The organism is Metabacillus idriensis (assembly GCF_009674765.1).
Classification (GTDB): domain Bacteria; phylum Bacillota; class Bacilli; order Bacillales; family Bacillaceae; genus Bacillus_P; species Bacillus_P idriensis.
Genome location: NZ_WKKF01000002.1, coordinates 166,058 through 190,275, shown reverse-complemented (window position 1 = coordinate 190,275; position 24,218 = coordinate 166,058). Strand labels below are relative to the sequence as shown.

19 protein-coding genes are annotated in these 24,218 nt (G+C 43.3%); 2 read left to right on the top strand and 17 right to left on the bottom strand.

Features of this window, described 5'->3' with window-relative positions; all coding sequences use genetic code 11:
• Positions 1 to 54 precede the first annotated feature (54 nt).
• The 14 genes from GJU41_RS09245 to GJU41_RS09180 all read right to left on the bottom strand — a co-directional run bounded on the left by GJU41_RS09245 (position 55) and on the right by GJU41_RS09180 (position 18,282).
• Positions 55 to 870 (bottom strand): HAD family hydrolase, encoded by an 816-nt coding sequence (locus GJU41_RS09245; protein WP_070877973.1) that lies wholly within the window; start codon positions 868 to 870, stop codon positions 55 to 57.
• Positions 871 to 882: 12 nt separating this feature from the next.
• A complete protein-coding gene (locus GJU41_RS09240) occupies positions 883 to 2,001 on the bottom strand; it encodes a cysteine protease StiP family protein (protein WP_154318413.1) in 1,119 nt (372 codons plus the stop codon).
• On the bottom strand, positions 1,994 to 3,367 hold the full coding sequence (locus GJU41_RS09235) for a phosphoribosyltransferase family protein (protein WP_154318412.1): 1,374 nt from the start codon (positions 3,365 to 3,367) through the stop codon (positions 1,994 to 1,996). The genes GJU41_RS09240 and GJU41_RS09235 overlap by 8 nt, the downstream gene beginning before the upstream one ends.
• Positions 3,306 to 4,523: an HpcH/HpaI aldolase/citrate lyase family protein gene (locus tag GJU41_RS09230; RefSeq protein ID WP_070877967.1), complete on the bottom strand. Its 1,218-nt coding sequence runs from the start codon at positions 4,521 to 4,523 to the stop codon at positions 3,306 to 3,308. The genes GJU41_RS09235 and GJU41_RS09230 overlap by 62 nt, the downstream gene beginning before the upstream one ends.
• Positions 4,524 to 4,939: 416 nt before the next feature.
• Positions 4,940 to 5,518 (bottom strand): TerD family protein, encoded by a 579-nt coding sequence (locus tag GJU41_RS09225; RefSeq protein WP_070877965.1) that lies wholly within the window; start codon positions 5,516 to 5,518, stop codon positions 4,940 to 4,942.
• Between the two features lie 41 nt (positions 5,519 to 5,559).
• On the bottom strand, positions 5,560 to 6,168 hold the full coding sequence (locus tag GJU41_RS09220) for a TerD family protein (RefSeq protein ID WP_070877963.1): 609 nt from the start codon (positions 6,166 to 6,168) through the stop codon (positions 5,560 to 5,562).
• A gap of 217 nt (positions 6,169 to 6,385) precedes the next feature.
• Complete coding sequence (locus GJU41_RS09215; RefSeq protein WP_154318411.1) at positions 6,386 to 7,399, bottom strand: ATP-grasp domain-containing protein; 1,014 nt, start codon at positions 7,397 to 7,399, stop codon at positions 6,386 to 6,388.
• A gap of 274 nt (positions 7,400 to 7,673) precedes the next feature.
• Complete coding sequence (icmF, locus tag GJU41_RS09210) at positions 7,674 to 10,937, bottom strand: fused isobutyryl-CoA mutase/GTPase IcmF (RefSeq protein ID WP_154318410.1); 3,264 nt, start codon at positions 10,935 to 10,937, stop codon at positions 7,674 to 7,676.
• A 25-nt stretch (positions 10,938 to 10,962) separates the two neighbouring features.
• Entirely contained in the window at positions 10,963 to 11,601 is a 639-nt protein-coding gene (locus tag GJU41_RS09205) for a TetR/AcrR family transcriptional regulator (RefSeq protein WP_070877957.1), read from the bottom strand.
• 31 nt (positions 11,602 to 11,632) lie between these two features.
• Positions 11,633 to 12,772 (bottom strand): acyl-CoA dehydrogenase, encoded by a 1,140-nt coding sequence (locus GJU41_RS09200; protein WP_070877955.1) that lies wholly within the window; start codon positions 12,770 to 12,772, stop codon positions 11,633 to 11,635.
• Between the two features lie 20 nt (positions 12,773 to 12,792).
• Entirely contained in the window at positions 12,793 to 13,929 is a 1,137-nt protein-coding gene (locus GJU41_RS09195) for an acyl-CoA dehydrogenase (RefSeq protein WP_154318409.1), read from the bottom strand.
• A 24-nt stretch (positions 13,930 to 13,953) separates the two neighbouring features.
• The gene (locus tag GJU41_RS09190; protein ID WP_154318408.1) at positions 13,954 to 14,808 is read right to left on the bottom strand and encodes a 3-hydroxybutyryl-CoA dehydrogenase; all 855 of its coding nucleotides are present in this window, start codon (positions 14,806 to 14,808) and stop codon (positions 13,954 to 13,956) included.
• Between the two features lie 27 nt (positions 14,809 to 14,835).
• Positions 14,836 to 16,014 (bottom strand): acetyl-CoA C-acetyltransferase, encoded by a 1,179-nt coding sequence (locus GJU41_RS09185; protein ID WP_154318407.1) that lies wholly within the window; start codon positions 16,012 to 16,014, stop codon positions 14,836 to 14,838.
• A 156-nt stretch (positions 16,015 to 16,170) separates the two neighbouring features.
• Complete coding sequence (locus GJU41_RS09180) at positions 16,171 to 18,282, bottom strand: (Fe-S)-binding protein (protein ID WP_154318406.1); 2,112 nt, start codon at positions 18,280 to 18,282, stop codon at positions 16,171 to 16,173.
• Positions 18,283 to 18,494: 212 nt separating this feature from the next.
• Here GJU41_RS09180 and cls point away from each other — a divergent pair, with 212 nt between their 5' ends.
• Together cls and uvsE are read left to right on the top strand one after the other, a co-directional pair.
• Positions 18,495 to 19,688, top strand: coding sequence for a cardiolipin synthase (gene cls / locus GJU41_RS09175; protein WP_154318851.1), 1,194 nt, complete (start codon positions 18,495 to 18,497; stop codon positions 19,686 to 19,688).
• 28 nt (positions 19,689 to 19,716) lie between these two features.
• Positions 19,717 to 20,673, top strand: coding sequence for a UV DNA damage repair endonuclease UvsE (gene uvsE / locus GJU41_RS09170; RefSeq protein WP_154318405.1), 957 nt, complete (start codon positions 19,717 to 19,719; stop codon positions 20,671 to 20,673).
• 15 nt (positions 20,674 to 20,688) lie between these two features.
• Here uvsE and GJU41_RS09165 read toward each other — a convergent pair whose 3' ends face one another.
• The 3 genes from GJU41_RS09165 to GJU41_RS09155 form a co-directional block, all read right to left on the bottom strand.
• Complete coding sequence (locus GJU41_RS09165; protein WP_070877945.1) at positions 20,689 to 21,084, bottom strand: hypothetical protein; 396 nt, start codon at positions 21,082 to 21,084, stop codon at positions 20,689 to 20,691.
• A gap of 971 nt (positions 21,085 to 22,055) precedes the next feature.
• Positions 22,056 to 23,726: an arginine--tRNA ligase gene (gene argS, locus GJU41_RS09160; protein ID WP_070878787.1), complete on the bottom strand. Its 1,671-nt coding sequence runs from the start codon at positions 23,724 to 23,726 to the stop codon at positions 22,056 to 22,058.
• Positions 23,723 to 24,154 carry a YwiB family protein gene (locus GJU41_RS09155; protein ID WP_154318404.1) on the bottom strand — a complete coding sequence of 144 codons (432 nt, stop codon included), beginning with the start codon at positions 24,152 to 24,154 and terminating at the stop codon, positions 23,723 to 23,725. The genes argS and GJU41_RS09155 overlap by 4 nt, the downstream gene beginning before the upstream one ends.
• Between the last annotated feature and the right edge of the window lie 64 nt (positions 24,155 to 24,218).

Sequence of the window (24,218 nt, the reverse complement as noted above, 5' to 3'; positions counted from 1 at the left end):
GACATCGGAAACACCTTATTATTATTGTACCAGTACAAGGTAAATATTTCTATTTTATAACTCAGCTGGTGCCGGGCTTACTTTTGCCAATACGTTCTCCAAAATTTCTTCGGATGCAAAAATCCCGTTTTTGTTCGTTCTTTTAATCGTTTCTACTAGTCGTGTATTTGATTCGCCCAATTCTCCGTGCAGAGGTGAAAAAGCATGATCTGCCCCTTCAAGCATGCATAGATCAAGCAATGAATCTCCCGCAGTAATCACGGTTTTTGCGCCAATCGCTTCTTTGACATAAGCAACGGCATCCCATTTATTGATCGGTTTCGGTACAAAGTAGAGCTTTCTGCCCTGCAGAGAGTGCTTCCAGCCGTGGCGGTCGAGCCATAGGATAAATTCCTGCAGACGCACCTCAGGAATGAGGGCGCGGTCGATAATATTATATAGAAAAAGATTTTCAGCATTTTTTTGTTTTAAAACCCAATCGTCTGCTGCAATCTCCTGAAACTTGCGGGAAACCTCTTCTAAACTTGTGCACTCATTTTTCATCAGGTTTTCTAAATGCTGTTTCCATTCCTCGTCAAGCTTTCCGTTCTTGAACACATGTCCTCCATTGCTCGTAACCGCGTATCCCGGGATAATTTCCTCCTGGAAAACAGTGATGCGCCCGTATTGTGAGGGTGTTCTTGTCGTAACGGGAACAAAGGTCATTTGCTCTGCAATCTCCTTAAGCATGGAAATCGCTTTTTTCGTCATAAATGAGATTTCCTGACCATCCAGCATTTCGATCAGACGAATATCAGATTCGCTCACCGGCTCACGGAAGGACCTTCTTGAATAAATGAGTGTTTGATCCAGATCACTTGCAAAAATCACAGATTGTTCCTCCTAGTTTAGGGGCTTTATTATGCCGCAGCATGAATATGACATGTTCTTGTATTCGATTACCGGTACGTTTCGCTCTTTTGCAAGCAGGAAAATGTGTTCGAGATCTTTATTGTTCAAATCCTTAACAAGAATTTTCCAAGGGATTCTGCGTAAAAGAACACGCGTTGTTTCGCCGACCCCTGGTTTTACATGATGAATATTTTCTATGCTGAAATCATCCTGAATTTGTTTAATATCCTGGATGCCTTTCCAAGTCGGCTCTTTGTCTTCTGCCTCAAGCTTTACCAGCTGCTCGCTTATTTCTTCAGCAACATGTGCAAATTCGGAGACGACAACATCAATAAAATGGTTCGACACATCTTCAGGAATCAGTTCCGAATAATATTTCGCTCCGTGAAAATCATCAGGCCCAATGAACCGGTCATTTAATACGGTTCTGCTCACTAATCCTGAAACGGTAGAATTCAAGCAGGCACTTGGAATTAAGAAGTCTTCACGAGTTCCGTAAATCTCCGTGCAATAGCCTGGATCCGCCAAGACAGCAAGTGAATCATCGATGTGCATCTCGTATTTGCTGTTCAAGTCAGCCATCGCCTCTGTCAATTCTCTTGTAATAGCCCCTTTTCCAGTCCATCCATCCACAAATTGAACATGGTCATTTGGATGATTTTGAGCAATATACCTCATTGCATTTTCATCGATGCCGCGTCCTCTGACGATGGAAACACTGTAATGAGGAACATCGAGATTATAAGCTTGCATAAGATATCTTTTCATTAAAATGCCGATTGGCGTACCTGCTCTTGCAAGGGATACAAGAACGATGCTGCGTCCTTTCACTTGCAGGATGCGCTCAGCCACTGTTCCTACTGCAACCGCCAGTTTTTGTTTGTACATATCTAAAGAATGATGAAAAAGCTGTAAATATTCATCTGTCGGCTTATATTCAATCGGAAGCATTTCTGAATAATGAGTTCCGCTTTGTACAGCCTGTTCTCTTTCTAATGTTGACTTTTCAAGGCTGACCTGACTCAGGTCCTTTAATAAGAAAATAACGTCCTGCTCCGAATAGCTTCCCATAGCTGCCGGCTTTGGCAATTGCTGCTTCACCTTATTCATCTGCTGCACTTCCTTTTTTGTTTGTACTGAAAAAAACGAGATTGATAATAGGAAAAACGCTTTTCAGCTGTTTCATCATAGATTGCATATGGTCACCTAAAACAGACCGTTCAAAAAAGACGAAAACTTCGTCGTATTGATTCTGCTCTGCATTATAAAAGTAATTAGCTGTCTCCCCGTCTTCCGGGTTTGTATAAGGATAAGCGCTTTTCACCGCGTAATCTTCACGGTCCACCGGATGAATCGGACTTCTGGTTGTTGATTGATAGAAGATCCCCTCTCCCATAAAGGACGCCGTCTTCATCGGCACATACATAAATTCCCCTGTACCAAGGCATAGAGTTTTCTTTCCCTTGCGGAATTCAAGGAGACTTGCTGCTGCATGTTGACAATACTCATCCACCCTAAGCTGTTCCTGATCTGAAAGACCGAATCTGCCAGTGTGTGTTAAATAGGGAGCAGATAGAAGTTTGGAAGAATACGGAGTTACGCCATCTTCACTAGATAAATAGATTTCGTTAATCTCTGTTTCAGACACGGATGATCCTTCTTCTTTTCCACCCTGATTCTCTGCTACCGGGTTCCCTGTTGTTGTAATAAGACCTGTTACTAAAGAAACTGTATGGATTTTAACACCAAGTCTTTCTTCTGTTTCTTTGAATCTCTGCTGGTCTTCTTCTGAGCGCCAATCCAGAATCGACACGACTGTATATTCGCGGCGCGGATATTTCGCCTGGATCGATTCTATGATATTCAGTGCTGTTTTTCCTGTAGTTACTTCATCATCTACTAAAACGATCGGGCTGGCATTTTCAAATAGACCCTCGTCCACATAACAGCGGTGAGAGGTTGCATGAGAGTGCTCTTCTTCAAAATTGATGATGGAATCCATTCCAGATACTATTTCCCTTGTTGTATGAAAAAAAGAAGCATGTTCAAAGTTTTCAAAGACTGCATGCCCAAGGGCAGTTGCCGTTTCAGCAAACCCTATGAAAAGAGCCGGTTCGCGCAAAGCATGGCGGTACTCGCTCTTTTGAATCGGTTCCCCGTTTAAGCAAGCTAAAATCTGATCTCTTTCAGGATGTGTTTCACCATGCACAACTTCCATATATCTTGCTGCAAGAGCTTGTCCAGTAAGAAGAGCAAGCGTTGGATTAACAGGAATATGTTTGCCGAGGACTTTGCTCACAAATAAGAAGCCGCGTTTTTTATTAATCCGTGCTGCCATAGAAAACAGGTTTTCCAAAGGAAGAAGATACGGATTGCTTGTCAGTTCAATTTCTACAGAAAGCTTCCCTAATAAATCAAATGTATAATTGCTCGTTTGTTGTTTCGCTGATAAGGTCAATAAATGATTGCTGCTCATGGAACACCCCGTATATTTTTGATTTCAAGATGATTTTCCGCGCCCAATTGTAATGGGGTTTGATTTCGTTCATTTTATTTGAAAACTCACTTCGGATGACGCCATTGTAAGATTGCGCCTGATCAAGAATGGCCGACGCATCCAAATATTCTTCTTTTGTCACCGCATTCAGTGCATTTACGATTTTAATATGCAGCGGATGTATAATGGTCTTGCCAACAAGGCCATTCGTATTATCAAGGACGATTTCATGGATTAAGCCGTCGTCATAACGGTCGATCAGGTTCGCTCTGAATTCAAGACCCTCGGTGCCATATGCCTGCTGAAAAGGCGTTTGTCTGATTTGAGGCTTTAAAATCCGCTGGCCGCCGCCAAAATACTCCCAAACGGGACCCGAAATGACATATTCTTTTTCACATCTGCCGAACACATTAATGATGTCTGTAATGCAGTCGCGAATAACGGAAATATCATAAATCGTTGTATCCCGGCTTCTTCTGATTCCGAACAGCCCTGATAAATCTGTTCCTCCAAGGCGGACATTGAGGACGAGTTCATAGTAATCATCAAGAATCTCTTTAATGCCAAGCAATTCAGCCATCCTGGATTCTTTGTAAATAATTTCTTTCGTCTCTAAAATAGGCATTCCATATAGTGTGACAGAGTAAAGAACGGCGATTTCCTGCAGGGCTGCATAATAGCCTCTTCCATTTTCAGATGTGAATTTAGGGAAGACAAATCCGCTTAACAGCTGGATATGATGTTTAAGCTTTGAAGCAAGGCGTTTCATTTGATCTTCATTTCGGATCCGCACAAAAATAAGCGGCAGATTTCTCTGATCAAACTTGCCTTTTAAGATGCTGTTTGAGATGGCTTCGATTTGTCTGACTGTATTCTCTTCTGCTGATTCTACTTCTGTATCACCAATTGAATCCTCAAGACAAAGCACCATTGAAGTTAATCCTGCGTGTTTTCCATTAAGAAATTTACCAGATAGTACATCGTTTGAAATAACTGTCCGATTACCAGGCATGTAGAGAGTCGCGCCTAACGTATAGGCCAAGGTTTCCCGTTCTGTTTCTTTTGAAAAATGGATTGGTTCGTATAAAAAGATTTCATTGCGCTTTTCTTTAGATAAATATTGAAAATGCTTCAAGCTTGTTCCTCCATTCAGACCCTCTGCGTGATGTACTAGGTGGTAAATTTCTTACTAGAAAAGCGGAGGCGCCTTGGTCAGCTCCGACAGACAGATAAGGATCCGGCAGAAAAGGCGCTTTTTGCCTTTACTGACGGAGCCGTTCTGACCGAGGAGTTAGGCGCCGCAGCTAGACAATTTGAAAAGCGGAACCGCCTGGTTAGCTCCGACAGGCAGATAAGGATCCGGCAGAAAAGGCGCTTTTTGCCTTTACTGACGGAGCCGTTCTGACCGAGGAGTTAGGCGGTGCAGCTAGACAATAGAAAAGCGAAACCGCCCGGGAAACCCAGGCAGTCCCTTCACACTTTTCATTTTTTAAAAAGGCGCGTTGTTTATAAAAACAACGCACCTCTCATCATTATTTTTCAGTCCGGTTCTTAAACGTCTAAACCGTAGTCTTTTACTAGGGAACCTAAGCCGCCTTGATAGCCGCTTCCGATTGCATTGAATTTCCATTCAGCGCCGTGACGGTATAATTCGCCAACTACAACCGCTGTTTCGATTGAGAAATCTTCTCCTAAGTCGTAGCGGATTAATTCCTGATTGCTCTCTTCGTTTAAAATGCGTACATATGCATTTGAAACTTGTCCGAAGTTTTGGCTGCGGGATTCAGCATCATGGATTGTGATTGTGAACGCAATTTTATCGATTGTTGATGGAACTTGAGAAAGGTTTACTTTGATGACTTCATCATCGCCTGAGCCTTCGCCTGTACGGTTGTCGCCAGTGTGCTCAACAGAACCGTTGCCGCCTACAAGATTGTTGTAGAAAATGAAATCTGCTTCGCTTGAAGCTTTTCCATTAGCATCTAATAAGAAAACAGACGTGTCTAAGTCAAAGTCATTTCCGCCGTCATACTTGTTTGTGTCCCAGCCAAGACCTACTAATACTTTAGATAAACCAGGATTTGATTTTGTTAAATCGATTTTTTGACCTTTAGATAAACTGATTGCCATTTCGATTCGACTCCTTTTATGTATAAGTTTATTTTTAAATTTTACGCGTGACGATTTGCAATTTCAGTAATTGATGCATCTTTTGTGCCTGATCCGACTGCTGCGAATTTCCACTCGGCACCGTGACGGTAAATTTCTCCCGGAATAAGAGAAGTTAAACCGGAATAGTCTTCAGACAGGTTGTAATGAACAAGCTCTGTTCTGCTTGCTGAATCTACTACACGGATAAATGCATTCTGAATCATGCCAAAATGCTGTTTTCTTTGAACTGCTTGATAGATGTTTACAACGAACACAAGCTTATGGACGTTTGACGGCACTTTGCTCAAGTCGATTAAAACCTGCTCATCGTCTCCATCGCCCTCACCTGTTAAGTTGTCGCCTGTATGTTTGACAGAACCGCATTTGCTTGTAAGGTTGCCGAAATAAATCACACTTTTCTTATCAAGCAGACGGCCGTTTTCATCAAGCATCATGACAGATGCGTCACAATCTACATTGCTTCCGCCTCCGCCGCCGAATAAACTGCCAAGCAGCCCGCCGCTTTTTTGCTGTACAGGGTCCCAGCCAAGGCCGACCATCAAATTCTTCAGGCCTGCATTGCCTTTAGTCAAATCAATCTTCTGACCCTTTTGTAATGTAATTGCCATTTCTTCACTCTCCCTCTTGGGTAATGTGGAAACTTGCAAGTCTGAAACCGCGGCCAAAATTATTTTTTGAAAAAAATAGATCTTTTGGCCTGACATCACGATAACGTGACCACAAGTTTAATACTACCAATATTTTAACAAAATTTAAACTAAAAACCTTTTTAGAAGGTGTTAATCTTTCATACGATTCACAAGAAAAAAAGTTTCAATTAAATGCTTACAAAATGATTTCTTTTTCGAGGAAAGTCGCTTTAATATCAAGTGTCACTTCCTGCTTTTCTACTTTTTCGCCGAGGAGCAATTTGACAGCAAGATAAGGGAAGTTCACCCCTGATAAACAGCTGAAATAGAGTCCGCCCGACATTCTAGGATTGATCTCAAGCAATTTAGGCAGGCCTTGATTGAATTTCACTTGAATGTTAAAGATATAGTCCAATTTAAATTCCTTAGTGAAATCCTCAGCAAGTTTGATAAGCTCTTGGTTATTCTCCAAAATCCGAATTCTGCCCCCGCCTTTTTTCCGCGGAACCGCAGCCAGCAATTCCCCGTCAAAAGCGAGGCAGTCAATGCTGTATTCTTCACCTTCCAAAAACTCCATCACCATAAGTTCAGGAAATCCCGGGACAGCACTCAGACCATCGTATGCTCTCTGAAATGGAATCCGGTAGCTCGGCGCCATCACTTCTTTCAAAGGATCGAGCTCATCATCAATAATCCGGAAACCGTAACCGCCTTCTCCTACTACCGGTTTATAGCAAACGCCAAGACCTTCGTTTTTCAGTTTTTCATAGGTTTCTTTAAATTCATCAGCTGTGCTTGCCGTATAAAAAGAAGGAATCTCAAAGATACCTTTTTCTTTGCATCTATCATAAAATTCATCTTTGTTTTCGATTGTTTCTAATAAATTTGCATCTCTATTTACTAATACCTTTGTGCCGATTGCTTCAAACTCATTTATAGCTTTGGCAATTGGAAGCATTTTATATCTTGGAACAAACAGCTGAATTCCATGTTTTTTACAAAAATTCAGACAATAAAGGACATACTCATCGTCCCTATCAAGCTTTGGCTCAACTTCAGAATAATCGCAGTTGGCAAGCATCACGTGGTCAGGGTCAGGGTGCGTTCCGTACACTTCGAACTTTATGCCGTCTTCATTGGCCCGGATCATGTCGATGTAATGATAGGCAACTGAGAACCAGCGGTTAAACCAGATTTTATATGTACTCATTTTTATGAAAACCCCTCTCTTCAGCGTGTGCCGAAGTTTTCTATGTTCTTTCATTTTATACTAAATTTGGCATGAACTAAATGAAAAATTCAGGAAGTAGAATTGAGCTGTCATAAAGGGATTCAGATTTGTGCTATCCAAGGCATTCTACTCGCAAAAAGTTCCTGCCAATTAACAAAATTCCCGCTCCAACTCGCTGGAATTACAGTTCAACTCGCAAACCCTTGTTCTACAAGAAAAAAGCCTCCCCGGATATCCTGGGAGGCTCTAATACTTACATATTGCGGCGATACTGCCCGCCGACTTCATATAAAGCCTGCGTGATTTGACCTAAGCTTGCATATTTTACCGTCTCCATCAATTCAGCGAAAATATTCTGATTGTGGATGGCTGCCTGCTTTAAGCGGTCGATTGCTTCGGCTGCGTATGTTTCGTTGCGTTCCTGGAACGCTCTTAAGTTTTGAATCTGTGTTTCTTTTTCCTCTTTGGATGCACGTGCGATTTCCATGTTATCGACTGATTCCTCAGACGGCTTATTTGGATTGATGTACGTATTTACGCCAATGATCGGCAGCTGTCCTGAATGTTTTTGCATTTCATAATGCATGGACTCATCCTGGATTTTCCCGCGCTGATACTGTGTTTCCATAGCGCCGAGAACACCGCCTCGTTCATTTATGGAATCGAACTCTCTCAAGACGGCTTCCTCTACTAAATCTGTTAACTCTTCAATAATAAAGGATCCTTGCAGCGGATTTTCATTCTTGGTTAAACCGTGCTCTTTTGTAATAATCAGCTGAATCGCCATCGCTCTGCGCACGGATTCTTCCGTCGGTGTTGTAATTGCTTCATCATAAGCGTTCGTATGAAGCGAGTTGCAATTATCCTGCAGGGCCATTAATGCCTGCAGTGTAGTGCGGATATCGTTGAAGTCGATTTCCTGTGCATGCAGCGAGCGGCCTGATGTCTGCACGTGATATTTCAGCTTTTGGCTGCGGTCGTTTGCACCGTATTTTTCTCTCATCACAGTTGACCAAATGCGGCGAGCGACGCGTCCAATCACCGTATACTCCGGATCTAATCCGTTGCTGAAGAAGAATGAGAGATTTGGTGCGAAATCATCTATTTTCATGCCGCGGCTTAAATAATATTCAACGTAAGTGAAGCCGTTTGCAAGCGTAAAGGCCAGCTGGGAAATCGGGTTAGCCCCGGCTTCGGCGATATGATAGCCCGAAATTGAAACAGAATAGTAGTTTCTTACTTTTTCATTGATAAAGTATTCCTGAATATCCCCCATCATTTTCAGGGCGAATTCCGTAGAGAAGATGCATGTGTTTTGACCTTGATCTTCTTTTAAGATATCTGCCTGAACCGTACCGCGGACTGTTTGAAGGGTTTTTTCCTTCACTGCTTTCAGCTCATCTGAAGTAAGTTCGCGGCCAAGCTCTGTTTCCTGTTTTTGAATCTGCTGTTCAATCGCCGTATTCATGAACATTGCAAGAATAATAGGTGCAGGGCCGTTAATAGTCATTGAAACGGAAGTTGCCGGTGCACACAGATCAAATCCGGCATACAGCTTTTTCATATCATCAAGTGTACAAATGCTCACACCGCTTTCGCCGATTTTTCCGTAAATATCAGGACGGTAAGCAGGATCTTCCCCGTACAGCGTAACAGAGTCAAATGCTGTGCTCAGGCGCTTAGCCGGATCATCCTTTGATAAATAGTGAAAACGGCGATTTGTCCGTTCAGGTGTTCCTTCTCCTGCGAACTGGCGCTTTGGATCTTCTTCTGCGCGTTTGAATGGAAAAACGCCTGCTGTATACGGAAATGATCCCGGAACATTTTCTTTGTATACCCATTTCAAAATTTCACCGTAATCTTTGTATTTCGGCAAAGATACTTTAGGAATGGATAATCCTGAAAGAGAAACCATTTTTAATTGTGTCACGATTTCTTTATCGCGGATTTTGGTCACGAATTGATCGGCTTCATATTTCTCTCTCAAATCAGCCCATGAATCTAAAATCCGTTTTGATTCTTGCGACAGCTCTTCTTCAACACTCTTTTTAATAGCTTCCAATGATTCCAGCACTTCTGGTGCAGCGTTTCTCTCTTTTACACTTTCAATTGCGCCCTGAAGCTGAAATAACCTTCTCGCAACGTCAGCCTGATATTCAGCTTTGTGATGGTAGCTGCGTACAGATTCGCTGATTTCTCTTAAATAGTAGCGGCGGTCTGTCGGGATAATGACGTTTTGCTTTTCTACATCCTTCACAACTGGAAGGGTTGAGGACCAGCTTTTCCCAGCCTTTTCATTGATCAGATCTAAAAGCGCTACAAACAACGTGTTTGTGCCGGGATCGTTGAACTGGCTTGCAATTGTCCCGTACACCGGCAAGTCTTCAGATGGACTTTCAAACAGCATGTGGCTGCGCTGATATTGCTTTTGCACCTGGCGCTTTGCATCCTGCGAGCCTTTTCTCTCAAACTTGTTGATTACAATCAGATCTGCGTAATCGATCATATCTATTTTTTCAAGCTGGGACGGGGCGCCAAATTCGCTTGTCATGACATATAAAGACAGATCACAAATTTCTGTAATCGCTGCATCACCCTGGCCGATTCCGCTTGTTTCAACAATAATCAGGTCATACCCTGCACCTTTGACAACAGCAATCGCATCATTAATCGCAAGAGACAATTCTGATCTTGATTGTCTTGTCGCAAGACTTCTCATGTATACCCTTGGCGAAAAGATGGCGTTCATGCGGATGCGGTCACCGAGCAGGGCTCCGCCCGTTTTTTGCTTTGTCGGGTCAATAGAGATAACCGCAATTTTGATTTCAGGTACTTCATTTAGAAATCTGCGGATCAGTTCATCTGTAAGCGAGCTTTTTCCAGCTCCGCCAGTACCTGTTATCCCGATCACAGGGGCGTTTGAAGATAATTGCTTCACTTCTGAAATCACCTTTTCAGCTGTTGCCGCTGCTTCGTTTTTGCGGCTTAGCTGTGATTCAGCAACCGTAATCAGTTTTGCGATCGCTCCAACATCACCCGTTTTCAGCTTTTCGATTTCGTCCTCAATTTTCGTAACCGTTTGAAAGTCGCACTCTTTCATCATGAGCTCAATCATTCCCTGAAGTCCGAGCTCTCTGCCGTCTTCAGGAGAAAAAATCCGCGCAATCCCGTATTCATGCAGTTCTTTTATTTCACGCGGAATGATGACACCGCCTCCTCCGCCGTACAGACGGATATGCGAGGCTCCTCTTTCTTTTAAAAGGTCGTACATGTATTTGAAGAATTCAACATGTCCGCCTTGATAAGAAGAGATGGCAATTCCCTGTGCATCCTCCTGAATGGCTGCATTTACGATTTCTTCAACCGAACGATTGTGTCCGAGGTGGATAACCTCTGCTCCGCTCGCCTGCAGAATTCTCCGCATAATGTTAATCGAAGCATCGTGTCCGTCAAACAAACTTGAAGCTGTAACAAAACGAACGGCATGTTTCGGTTTATAGGTCTCCTGTGTATGCATACGTCCCGCATCCCCTTTGCTCTCGTTATTTCGTTTGATTCCCGTTTTTCTCTACTCCTTGAAGGATCAATTTCGTCTGTACTTCTATATACTCATCTATAGTGTAATTTCTTTGCAGGGCCCATCTTCTGAAGCCCCACATTTGACCCTGAACGAATATATTGTGTGCCAATAGTTCCCGCTCTCTTGAAGAAAGCGAGATTTCCCCTTTATCCACGCAGCCTTCAATCACTTTTTCAAACATCCCGACCATTTCGATTTCTTTTTGCAGGACGTACGGGAGAGCGTCACGCGACAGTGACTTTGCCTCCTGATACATGACAAGCACCTCATCCTGCATTTCATCGACCACTTTGAAGTAGTTGGCAATAGCAACCTTTAAGCTTTCAATTGTCCCCTGTTTAAGATCAATGTCTTTCTCCAGTCTGTCGCGAACCTGGTCATAGATCGTGTCACAGACAAGATACAGCACATCTTCCTTTTGTCTGATGTATTCATACAGCGTGCCGATGCTGAAGCCGGCCGCCTTGGCAATTTCCCTGGTGGTGGTGCGGTGGAATCCTTTTTGCTTAAAGAGATTTACCGCACCTTTAATCATCTGGTCACGCCGTTTTTGAACAAGCCGCTCATCTTTGACAGAAGCATGCACTTCACGTTTCGTCATTTTCCACCGCCTCCCTGTTTGAATTCTCCGCTTATTTTGTAATCATTCTTGAGATAACCAGTCTTTGAATCTCCTGCGTTCCCTCATAGATTTGTGTAATTTTTGCATCCCTCATGTACCGTTCTACCGGGTAATCTTTCGTGTAGCCGTAGCCGCCGAATACCTGTACAGCTTCTGTTGTCACCTTCATTGCCGTATCCCCTGCAAAAAGCTTGGACATGGCTGATTCTTTTCCATAAGGAAGTCCTTCTGATTCAAGCCATGCAGCCTGATAGGTTAAGAGACGGGATGCTTCAACCGTTGTAGCCATATCAGCCAATTTAAAGCCAATACCCTGCTGCATCGCAATTGGTTTTCCGAATTGCTGGCGTTCTTTCGCATAAGCAACAGAAGCGTCAAGAGCGCCTTGGGCGATTCCGACTGCTTGAGCAGCAATCCCGTTACGGCCGCCATCAAGTGTCATCATGGCGATTTTAAAGCCTTCTCCTTCTTGGCCAAGAAGATTTTCTTTTGGCACGATGCAATCTTCAAAGATGATTTCTGTTGTCGGAGAGGAACGAATGCCGAGCTTGCTTTCTTTTTTGCCCACAGAGAAGCCTTTGAAGTCTTTTTCAACGATAAATGCACTTGTGCCTTTATGCTTGCTTTCAGGATCCGTTACAGCAAACACAATATACGTATCCGCAATTCCGCCGTTTGTGATGAAAATCTTGGAGCCATTAAGAACGTAATGGTCGCCGTTTAATTTAGCATTTGTTCTCATGCCGCCTGCGTCAGAACCTGATCCTGGCTCAGTTAATCCATAAGCGCCAATTTTTTCGCCCTGTGCCATTGGCTTCAAATACTTCTGCTTTTGCTCTTCTGTGCCGAATTTGTAGACAGGCCAGCCCGCAAGTGATGTATGGGCAGATAAGGTAACCCCGATTGATGCACACACTCTTGAAAGCTCTTCAACCGCAATGACATATGCCAAGTAGTCGCTGCCGATGCCGCCGTATTCTTCCGGCCACGGAATACCCGTTAAGCCAAGCTCTGCCATTTTGTCGAAAAGTTCGCGGTCAAAACGTTCTTCTTCATCGCGCTCTGCAGCTGTCGGCTCTACTTCATTTTTAGCGAAGTCTCTTACCATTTTCCGGATCATTTCATGCTCATCTGATAGTTTAAAAAACATCTATTTCATCCCCCATTGTTTTAATTTAAGACATGTTTGCTGATGACGATTCTTTGAATCTCGCTTGTTCCTTCGTAAATCTCGCACACTTTTGCATCCCTGAAGTAGCGTTCAACCGGATAATCTTTTGTATAGCCATAGCCGCCGTATACTTGAATCGCTTCTGTGGCAACCTCCATGGCTGTTTTTGAAGCAAACAGCTTAGCCATGGACGCTTCTTTTCCGCAAGGAAGTCCGTTCTGCCTCAAGAAAGCGGCTCTGTATGTCAGGAGTTCAGAGGATTCAACACTTGTTGCCATGTCTGCCAGTTTAAAGCCGATTCCCTGCTGAGCAGAGATTGGCTTGCCGAATTGAAAACGGTCTTGTGCATAGTTGATGGAGTGCTCAAGTGCCGCCTGGGCGATGCCGAGTGACTGGGCAGCAATTCCAATTCTCCCCACATCCAGATTGGCCATGGCAATTTTAAACCCGTCTCCTTCTTCCCCAAGAAGATTTTCAAATGGAACCTCTGCACCTTCAAAGGAAAGTTCGACAGTCCGTGAACCGTTAAGACCCATTTTGTGCTCGTCTTTCCCAATCACAAGACCCTTCGTATTCTTTTCAACCACAAATGCTGAAATACCCCTTGTGCCAGCGCCGGGATTTGTTGACGCAAACACAATATATGTGTCTGCCTCTCCGCCATTTGTGATAAATACCTTTGATCCATTCAAAATGTATTTGCCGTCTTTTTTTACAGCTTTTGTTCTTAAGCTGCCTGCATCAGATCCTGATCCCGGCTCTGTTAAGCAGAAGGCCCCTAAGTATTCGCCGCTTGCAAGCTTTGGAATATACTTCTTTTTCTGCTCTTCTGTTCCAAAATAAAGAATTGGATTTGTGCCGACTGAAGTATGAACGCTTAATATTACTCCGACTGTCGCGCTTACTTTTGAAAGCTCATGGATGGCGATAATGTAAGAGGTAAAATCCATACCTGCTCCCCCGTATTGCTCAGGAATTGGAATCCCCATTAAACCAAGTGAGCCCATTTTACGGAGAATCACTCTTGGAAATTCCCCCTTCTCCATTTTTGCAACATACGGCTCAATTTCTGTTTGAGCAAAATCCCGAACCATCTTCCTCATCATTTCCTGCTCTTCTGTGAAGCGAATATTCATGTTCCGTCCCCCTGTGATGTCTGATTATCCCTCGTATGAATAAAAACCTCTGCCTGTTTTGCGGCCGAGCCATCCTGCTTTCACATATTTTCTGAGAAGCGGGCATGGGCGGTATTTATCGTCGCCAAAGCCTTCGTGCAGCGTTTCCATAATATAAAGACACGTATCAAGACCGATAAAGTCAGCAAGAGTGAGCGGTCCCATCGGATGATTCATTCCGAGCTTCATCACTTCATCAATCGCTTCTTTCTCTGCAACCCCTTCGTACAGAGTGTAGATGGCTTCATTGATCATCGGCATGAGGATACGGTTTGAAACAAAGCCAGGAAAATCATTCACTTCAACCGGGACTTTTTTCAATGTTTTCGTCATATCTTCAATCGCCTGATACACTTCATCGCTTGTTGCGAGACCGCGGATAATTTCAACCAGCTTCATCACTGGCACCGGATTCATAAAGTGCATGCCGATTACCTTTTCAGGACGCTTTGTTGCTGCTGCGATTTCTGTAATCGGCAAAGAAGAAGTATTTGTTGCAAGAATGGTTTGCTCTGGTGTAATCTCATCAAGCTTTGCAAAAATGTCTGATTTGATTTTCATATTTTCAACAGCTGCCTCAATCACTAAATCCGTCTGAGCGGCATCCTGAAGATCTGTTGAAGCTGTCAGTCTGCTTAAGATTTCCTGTTTTTGTTCAGCTGTCATTTTTTCTTTATCTACTTGTCTTTGAAGATTTTTATTAATCGCCGCGAATCCCTTTTGAACGAATTCTTCTTTTAAATCATTCAAGTAAACCTTGTAGCCTGCCATTGCACATACCTGTGCAATGCCTGATCCCATTTGACCTGCCCCGATAACCATTACGTTTTGAATACTCATGTCCATCCCCCTTGTTCGTTTTAAAGCTTATACTTCAACCATGATTGCGTCGCCCTGGCCTCCGCCGCTGCAGATAGCCGCAATGCCGATTCCGCCGCCGCGTCTTTTCAGCTCATGAATTAATGTAATAATGATTCTTGCCCCGCTTGCTCCAATCGGATGTCCGAGTGCAACGGCTCCGCCGTTTACATTTACTTTTTCAGGATGGAGTCCTGCCAGCTGATTGCTTGCTAAAGCGACCGCTGAAAATGCCTCATTAATTTCGAACAGATCGATTTCTTCGAGCCTCTTACCCGTTTTTTTCAAAAGCTCAAGAATGACAAGTCCTGGTGTTTTCGGAAAGTCCTTTGCTTCAAGCGCAATGGATGTATGGCCGATGATCGCCGCAATCGGCTGCTTTCCTTCTTGTATAGCACGCTTTTCGCTCATCAGCACAAGAGCTCCCGCGCCGTCATTGACACCAGGTGCATTTCCTGCCGTAATGGTGCCTGCTTGATTAAAAACTGGTTTTAATTTAGACAGTCTTTCAATCGATGTGTCTTTTCTCGGTGCTTCATCGTGCTCTATTTTAAGCGGATCGCCTTTACGCTGCGGAATCTCCACACTGACGATTTCTTCGCCTAATTTCCCTGATTCGATCGCTTCAACTGTAAGCTTGTGACTTCTTAGCGCCCACGCGTCCTGTGCTTCTCTTGAAATGTCTAAATCTGATGCTGTTTCATTTCCGTACGTGCCCATGTGAACCCCTGTAAAGCTGCATGTAAGACCATCATGAACCATTAAATCCTGAACCTTGGCATCTCCCATGCGCAGTCCCCATCTTGCTTTAGGCATGATGTACGGAGCATTGCTCATTGATTCCATTCCGCCTGCTACTATGACCTCTTCGTCGCCGGCACGGATAATTTGATCAGCAAGCGTGACACTTCTCATTCCTGACGCACATACTTTGTTAATCGTTTCTGTTTTTACGCTCCAGGGAATGTCCGCATGTCTTGCAGCCTGACGGGAAGGAATTTGCCCTTGACCGCCTTGCAGAACAGAACCCATAATCACTTCATCCACCTCTTCTGCGTTTACTTTTGCACGCTTCAAGGCTTCTTTAATAGCGATTCCTCCGAGCTCAGACGCTGTAAGAGAGCTGAGTCCGCCCCCGAATTTTCCAAATGGTGTTCTAACACCGCTTACGATTACAGTTCGATTCATCATTCGTCATCCCCTCAAATCTTTTATAAGAAAACGGTTACAAAATTCCGATTGAACGCTCGCTCAGATTACTTCCAGGGAAGAAGGTGAAACGAAATCCGCTTCACCCTCCTATATGTCTATCTCTTTCATTCTTCATTTATGCTGAAATTCCTTTTAAGCAACGCTCTCTTTTTTATCTCCCAGCACCGCTTTTTCAAGCAGCTCTGCTACGTCATACGTGCTGACGGTTTCTTCAACCTCTTTTGCTTTCGTTCCGTCACTCAGCATCGTTAAGCAGTACGGACAGCCTGAACTGATGACTGTCGGGTTCACTTCAAGCGCCTGGTTTGTTCTTGCCACGTTTACCCGTGAACCGGCATCTTCTTCCATCCACATGAGTCCTCCGCCTGCTCCGCAGCACATTCCCGTTTCACGGTTGCGGGTCATTTCTACAAGCTTAACTCCAGGAATGGACTTCAGAATTTCGCGCGGCGGTTCATATACTTCGTTGTAGCGTCCCAAGTAGCAGGAGTCATGGAAGGTAATGGTCTCGTTCACTTCAAATTTAGGAACAAGTCTTCCTTCTTCTACAAGCTGGGCAAGAAGTTCAGTATGATGGTACACTTCTGCCTCGAGCCCAAAATCAGGATATTCATTTTTGAAAATGTTGTACGCATGAGGATCAATCGTGACGATTTTCTTGATCTCATTTTTCTGGAATTCATCAATATTTTTCGTTGCAAGCTCCTGGAATAAAAATTCGTTTCCAAGGCGGCGAGGCGTGTCTCCCGAGTTCTTTTCCTTGTTTCCAAGGATCGCGAATTTCACTCCGGCTTCATTTAAAAGCTTCGCAAAAGATAACGCGATTTTTTGGCTGCGGTTATCGTACGATCCCATTGAGCCTACCCAGAACAGGTACTCAAACTCCTCGCCTGCTTTACTCATTTCTTTTACAGTTGGAACATGAACGTCGTCGCGCGCCTCGCGCCAGTCTTCACGCTCTTTTCGGTTAAGGCCCCATGGATTTCCCTGGCGCTCAATGTTTGTCATCGCACGCTGTGCATCCGGATCCATTTTACCTTCTGTCAAAACTAGATAACGTCGCATATCAATGATTTTGTCTACATGCTCATTCATAACCGGGCACTGATCTTCACAGTTGCGGCATGTCGTACACGCCCAGATTTCTTCTTCTGTGATGATTTCGCCGATCAGGCTTGGATTATATTCAAGCGCGGCAGCTGCTTCCTGAGAACCCTGACCTGATGCCACAGCTGCAAGCTGATTGCCCTTAGTGCCGGAAAAAGCGTACGTTGGCACCCATGGAGACATGGACGTTACAGCTGCCCCTTTTTCCGTTAAATGATCGCGCAGTCTCAAAATTAAATCCATCGGAGAAAGCATTTTGCCTGTTCCGGTTGCAGGACACATATTCGTACAGCGTCCGCATTCGACACATGCATATAAATCTATCAGCTGTGTTTGTTTGAAATCTTCAATTTTTCCAACACCGAATGTTTCCTGTGACTCGTCCTCAAAATCAATCTTCTCAAGTTTTCCAGGGTTTGAAAGACGGCCGAAGTAAACATTCGCCGGACCCGCAAGCAAGTGAGCATGCTTTGATTGAGGCACATAAACCAAGAATGTTAAAAGAATAAGCAAATGCACCCACCATGAAACGTAGAAGATAACGGCCGCACCAGTTTCGCCGACAAAGCTCAGCAGATAGGCGAAGCTTGAGGCAATCGGTTCTGTCCATGTTAGTTCATGATTGTGCCAGATTAAGTTCATTCCGTTGCCAAGCAGAACGGACAGCATCAGGCCGCCGATAAAGATTAAAACAAGCCCGGCTTTAAAGTTTTTCTTTAACCGCACAAGCTTCTCAATGTACCTGCGGTAAAAAGCCCAAACAACCGCAACCAGGATCATCAAAGTGACGATTTCCTGAAAGAAAGTGAAGCCCGGATAAAGCGGTCCAAGCGGAAGATGCTTGTCTGGCAATAAGCCTTTAATAATAAAATCAAGTGCTCCAAACTGTACAAGGATAAACCCGTAAAAGAACATCACATGCATGATGCCGCTCTTTTTATCCTTAAGGAGCTTCTTTTGACCGAAAACATTGACCATAATGTTCTTCAGTCTTTCATTTAATTGCTGATCAAACTCTGTTTTCTTCCCGAGCTTGATGTATGCCATTCTTGAACGGATCAAGTAAATAAACAAACTTGCACCGTAAGCGGTTACAAGTATAAATGCAGCAAAATTGATCCATAACAGTGCTTCCATCTTGTCTCCCCCGTTTCTGTGATGAATTCTCCCATTGCCCCATCATTCAAAAAAATTAAAATCCATGTAATTTTCTGAATCTTACCCTATATTTACATGATAATAATGAATGAGCATTCAGTCAATGATTTTATGCTGATAATTTTTCATCCTGACGTAAAACATAATAGTTAGATGATCAGGAGCAATAAGGAGGGCTTACGTTGAACAGCATGTTACTAATAGGAATAATTGCATTGATATTCTTTGTTTGGCTGCGGCTCGACTATTTTTTTGGCAGAAAAAAACACCTCAGCAAATTAAATGAACTGAAATACCCTCTGAGAAAAAGTGATATTGAACTATTTATTGTGGGTGAACGCTTTTATGAAAGATTGTTTGAGGACATTGAAAATAGCACACATTCGATCCATGTGTTATTTTATATTGTAAAAAATGATCCTGACAGCGATGAATTTCTTGCCCTTCTCATGAAAAAAGCAGAACAGGGGATTGAAGTCCGGCTTCTTCTGGATTACGTCGGCAGCAAATCACTTGAAAAAGCGAAAATAACAGAATTAAAAAAGAGCGGAGTTTCTTTTTCGTATACACATAATCCTTCACCGCCTTACTTTTTTTACACTCTTCAGGCACGCAATCACCGTAAGATTACGGTGATTGACGGAAAGGTCGGTTATTCTGGAGGATTCAATATTGGAAAAGAATATTTAGGGAAGGATCCGAAGCTTGGCTTCTGGCGGGATTATCATCTGCGTGTAACAAGTGAAGGTGTGCAGGATCTCCAAACACAATTTTTACGTGATTGGCATGAAGCGACAAATGAAGACCTTAATACTGTTCAAGCTTACTTCCCATCCCTCTCGCAAGGGACGATTGAACATCAATTCCTTTCTACCTACGGGCAAAGCTTAGAAGGTCATTTTTTATCATTCATCAAGCAGGCACAAAAAGAGCTGATGATTTGCACGCCTTATTTTATACCAGGCAAAAAAATACAGGATGAGCTTATAAAGGCACGGAGTCGCGGTGTAGATATTAAAGTGCTCGTCCCAATGAGAGCAGACCATCCTTTAGTCAAGGAAGCCTCTTTTCCATACTTCGGCCCCCTGATTCTTTCGGGCTGTGAAATCTATCAATATTATTATGGTTTTTATCATGCAAAAGTCATTGTAGTCGATGATACGCTCTGCGACATTGGAACTGCTAATTTTGACAAGCGGAGCCTTTACTTAAACGATGAAATGAATTGTCTTATTTATGATAAGGATTTTATTAAGTACGTGAAGACTACCGTGAATGAAGACATAAGAGGGTCCGTGAAGCTGACCTATGAAAAATTCACTGAAAGATCCATCACACAGAGAGGATTAGAAGCAGTCGCCACACTAGTCTCTTATTTTTTGTAAAAATTTTCATGAGGAAAAGGAGCGTCATATGTTTATTCGTTTTGGCTACGTTTCAAATGCATTAAACCTTTGGGACTGCTCTCCTGCAAAAACATTGACGTATGCCCGTTATTCAAAGCTTGATGGAGAGGCTCAATCTGAAGCGCTCCTTGCAGTTACAGAACAGAATTTAGAGCATACTCTGCGGATGATTCATTACAATATTGCCCATCAAATTGAGCTTTACCGATTTTCATCATCCCTTGTGCCGCTTGCCACTCACCCAGATGTGAAATGGGATTTTATCACTCCTTTTTCCTACCTATTAAAAGAAATCGGAAAACTGGTCCGGGAAAACGGTTTGAGAACGAGCTTCCATCCAAATCAGTTCACATTGTTTACAAGCGATAAGCCGCATATTACGGAAAACGCCGTGATCGATATGCAGTACCATTATGACCTGCTAAAAGGGATGGGACTTGAAAAAGAAGGTTTCATCAACATTCACGTCGGCGGAGCCTATGGGAATAAAGAAACAGCGACAGAGCGTTTTTACAGCAATATAAAAGCGCTCCCTGAGGACATCAAGCAGCGAATGACGCTTGAAAATGATGACAAAACATACACAACTTCTGAAACGCTTGCCATCTGTGAAAATGAAGGCATTCCTCTTATGTTTGACTATCATCACTACTATGCAAACAAATCAGATGGAGATGATTTGGAGGAACTGCTGGTGCGGTTTGCAAAAACGTGGGAAGGCAGACAGGCCAAGCCTAAAATTCATATTTCCTCTCCTAAATCTGAAAAAGAATTCAGAAGCCACGCTGATTATGTAGACCTGAATTTTATAATGCCCTTGCTGAAAAAACTGAAGGAGATGGAAATGGATTGCGATTTTATGATTGAGGCAAAGCAAAAGGACCGGGCTGCTTTAAGACTGGTTGAGGAGATCTCAGCTGTTCGCGGAGTAAAAAGGCTGAGCGGCGGTTCGATTAGATGGTAGATAGGATCACGGGGTTTATGCCCCGTGATTTTCTTTTTTCTTTTCAAATATGCTGATAAAAGAACCGATACATAGTGCTGCAGCTACCAGGCAGAAAAGTGCGGCAACCGAAGCCAGCAGCCATTCGCCCTCAGCAAAACCGTTATATGTGCCAACAGCCATCAGGATTGCAGAAAATAGCATAAGCAGAAAGAAACCTGCATCACTTACTCTTTCCCTCATTTCTAATCGCTTTCTTCCCCACAGCATGTAAAGGATTGCTGCCAGTACCACCAGAAACAGGCCGCATGCAAAAGCCTTCCCCGTCTCATTTGCAGAAAAAAGGTTCAACAAACCAGAAAACGTCATCCAGCCTATTGCCAATATCACGATGGTAATCGGAATTTTTATCAGTGCAGTCAAACATCCCATTATGCATTGCCCCCCTCTTATAACCCTTTAATTTCTACCACAATTTGTTATATAAATAAACCCGTTTTGGCGGCAAACTGTTGTCTTAAAATTAATCCGAAGAAATTTGCCAGCACAGGAAAAGAAAAGAATTCAATCTCGGTTACAAAGAGCCGATTCAGACAGCCGGATTACATACGTTCAGGTCCAGATTAAACTTTAACCCAAATGTCCATATGCTTATGAAAACAGGTTTAGTAATTTGGATGGTGAAAAATGATTGCTGCACTGGAGCGGGAAACGGGAGGTATTCTCTGCTTTCATTTTTTGAGAGGTTATCCGTGGCACTCTTACCCTCCCATACCGTTATTCGGTTTTTCGGGGTACGATTCCAGCGCTTTCTTACCCTCTCATACCGTTATTCGGTTTTTCGGGGTACGATTCAGACGCTTCCTTACCCTCCCATATCGTTATTCGGTTTTGCAGGGTACGATTCCGGCGTTTCCTTACCCTCCCATATCGTTATTCGGTTTTGCGGGGTACGATTCCGGCGCTTTCTTACCCTCCCATATCGTTATTCGGTTTTGAAGGGTACGATTCAGACGCTTTCTTACCCTCCCATACCGTTATTCGGTTTTGCGGGGTACGATTCCGGCGTTTCCTTACCCTCCCATACCGTTATTCGGTTTAGCAGGGTACGATTCAGACGCTTTCTTACCCTCCCATACCGTTATTCGGTTTTGCAGAGCGTTTCCACTTGCCATTAAATGATGCAAGAACAAAAGTGCAAGCGCCAAGGCCCGCTCCGACAGGCAAATAAGAATCCGCAAAAAAAGTCCGGGTCCCGAATTTTTTTGCGGATTCGTTCTGACCGAGGATCTAGGCGCTTGCGCTTACCGTAGATAACATTATTTAATTATCTACAACTTTTTCATTTTATAATTTCCTAAACAACTAAAAACGAACGGCGGTTAGCCGTTCGTTCCTCATTCTTACATTTTTTCAGGTGCAGAAACACCGATCAGTGACAATGAATTTTTAAGCGTAATTTGCGTTGCTCTCATTAGAGCGAGGCGCGCTTTACTTTTCTCTTCATTTTCCGGATCAAGTACTTTTTCTGCGTTATAGAAGCTGTGCAGAGCAGATGCGACATCATTCACGTAATTTGTGATGCGGTGCGGAATGCGTTTTGCTGCTGCTTCTGCTACTGCCTGCGGGAATTCACCCAGTATTTTCAGGAGTTCAATTTCTTTTTCAGATGAGATGTCTGTGAAATTCTGAACAGCGTCATATGATAATCCTTGCTCTGCTCCTTGACGCAGCATGCTTTCAATCCGTGCATGTGCATATTGAGCATAGAAAACAGGGTTTTCATTAGATTGTGATGCAGCAAGGTCCATGTCAAAGTCCATATGAGTGTCCGCACTTCTCATTGCGAAGAAATAACGAACAGCGTCAAGACCGACTTCTTCCATCAGGTCGCGCATTGTTACAGCTTTGCCAGTACGTTTGCTCATTTTCATTTTCTCGCCGTTTTTATATAGGTGGACAAGCTGAATAATTTCAACCTCAAGTGTATCCTTTTCATAGCCGAGCGCTTCAATAGCAGCCTTCATACGCGGGATGTATCCGTGATGATCTGCGCCCCAAATGTTGATCAGCTTAGTAAATCCGCGGTCAAGCTTGTCTTTGTGGTATGCGATATCAGGCGTTAAATACGTGTAAGAACCATCATTCTTAATTAATACACGGTCTTTGTCATCTCCGAACACAGTTGAACGGAACCATGTAGCGCCGTCTTCTTCGAAAATGTGTCCTTTTTCACGAAGAACCCGAAGAGCCTGATCGATTTTGCCGTTATGGTAAAGTGACGTTTCTGAATACCAAACATCAAATGGCACACGGAATGCCTCCAGGTCTTTTTTCAATTTATCCATCTCAAATTTCAGTCCGTATTCACGGAAAAATCCAAGGCGCTCTTCTTTGCTTTCATTTGCAAAACGATCGCCGAATTCATCCGCAAGCTTTTTGCCGATTTCGATGATATCCTGACCGTGGTAGCCGTCCTCAGGCATGGCTGCATCTTGTCCAAGCGCCTGAAGATAGCGGGCTTCAACAGAAAGAGCAAGATTATTGATCTGATTTCCTGCATCATTGATGTAGTATTCACGTGAAACATCATAGCCTGCTTTACCTAGAATATTGCAAAGAGAATCGCCGACTGCTGCGCCGCGCGCGTGTCCTAAATGAAGCGTTCCTGTCGGATTAGCCGATACAAATTCAACCTGCAGTTTTTCTTTGTTGCCGATATTGACCTCGCCATAAGAGTCGGAAGCTTTAAGAATAGATGGAATAAGATCTGTTAAATAAGAGTTGTTCATATAAAAATTGATGAATCCTGGTCCTGCGATCTCAATTTTTTCAATCGATGCTTTGCCTTTATCAAAAGAAGCGACTATGTCTTCTGCAATGGCTCGAGGTGCTTTCTTAGCCACGCGTGCAAGCTGCATCGCCATATTTGTAGAATAGTCTCCGTGAGCTTTATCTTTTGGCAGCTCAAGAATAGCGTCTGGAATTTGACTTTCTTCTGCCAGGCCTGCTTTTTGCACTGACGCTTTAATTTCACTTTTTAACCGTTCTTTTACTTGCTCAACGATGTTCATCCTTTTTCCTCCCTAAACATGATATGTAAAGTATGTAAATGCGAATCTTCTTCGCCAATCTGCAATTCATAATCAACTTTGATGATGCCGTTTGATTTCCCTTCCATCGTGCGGACGGAAATCGCTGTAGTGTTGGTTTCAAGCTGAAGCTGTCCGAATTGTGTCTGATAATTCGTGATGGTTTCCGTTCCTTCAATAAAGCGCTGCTTCATTGAAATAGATCCGGATCTCATAATGAAAACCTCGTCGTCTCTGAACTTCACGACCGTTTTTACTTTTCCGTACTCGTGTTCCTCGTGATAGCTTAAATAGGAGGCGTTATTTTTAACATAGTGTTCACCGCTCGTAAAAAGCTCCAGGTTCTCTGAATCATCCCCCTGGCTGATTTCGGTTTTTACGATAATTTGAACTGGTTTACTTGCCGTCATTTTGACACATCCTTTTAAAGTATCCGCTATTAACTTATCTAGTATAAAGATTTCATGAAAAAAG

Coding starts and splice junctions, on each gene's coding strand:
- GJU41_RS09215 (WP_154318411.1), bottom strand. CDS start 7,399: ATGAGTACATATAAAATCTGGTTTAACCGCTGGTTCTCAGTTGCCTAT.
- GJU41_RS09205 (WP_070877957.1), bottom strand. CDS start 11,601: ATGACGAAACGTGAAGTGCATGCTTCTGTCAAAGATGAGCGGCTTGTT.
- argS (WP_070878787.1), bottom strand. CDS start 23,726: ATGAACATCGTTGAGCAAGTAAAAGAACGGTTAAAAAGTGAAATTAAA.
- GJU41_RS09225 (WP_070877965.1), bottom strand. CDS start 5,518: ATGGCAATCAGTTTATCTAAAGGTCAAAAAATCGATTTAACAAAATCA.
- GJU41_RS09220 (WP_070877963.1), bottom strand. CDS start 6,168: ATGGCAATTACATTACAAAAGGGTCAGAAGATTGATTTGACTAAAGGC.
- GJU41_RS09155 (WP_154318404.1), bottom strand. CDS start 24,154: ATGACGGCAAGTAAACCAGTTCAAATTATCGTAAAAACCGAAATCAGC.
- GJU41_RS09180 (WP_154318406.1), bottom strand. CDS start 18,282: ATGGAAGCACTGTTATGGATCAATTTTGCTGCATTTATACTTGTAACC.
- GJU41_RS09235 (WP_154318412.1), bottom strand. CDS start 3,367: ATGAGCAGCAATCATTTATTGACCTTATCAGCGAAACAACAAACGAGC.
- GJU41_RS09200 (WP_070877955.1), bottom strand. CDS start 12,772: ATGTTTTTTAAACTATCAGATGAGCATGAAATGATCCGGAAAATGGTA.
- GJU41_RS09190 (WP_154318408.1), bottom strand. CDS start 14,808: ATGAGTATTCAAAACGTAATGGTTATCGGGGCAGGTCAAATGGGATCA.
- icmF (WP_154318410.1), bottom strand. CDS start 10,937: ATGCATACACAGGAGACCTATAAACCGAAACATGCCGTTCGTTTTGTT.
- GJU41_RS09185 (WP_154318407.1), bottom strand. CDS start 16,014: ATGAATCGAACTGTAATCGTAAGCGGTGTTAGAACACCATTTGGAAAA.
- GJU41_RS09240 (WP_154318413.1), bottom strand. CDS start 2,001: ATGAATAAGGTGAAGCAGCAATTGCCAAAGCCGGCAGCTATGGGAAGC.
- cls (WP_154318851.1), top strand. CDS start 18,495: ATGTTACTAATAGGAATAATTGCATTGATATTCTTTGTTTGGCTGCGG.
- GJU41_RS09195 (WP_154318409.1), bottom strand. CDS start 13,929: ATGAATATTCGCTTCACAGAAGAGCAGGAAATGATGAGGAAGATGGTT.
- GJU41_RS09165 (WP_070877945.1), bottom strand. CDS start 21,084: ATGGGATGTTTGACTGCACTGATAAAAATTCCGATTACCATCGTGATA.
- uvsE (WP_154318405.1), top strand. CDS start 19,717: ATGTTTATTCGTTTTGGCTACGTTTCAAATGCATTAAACCTTTGGGAC.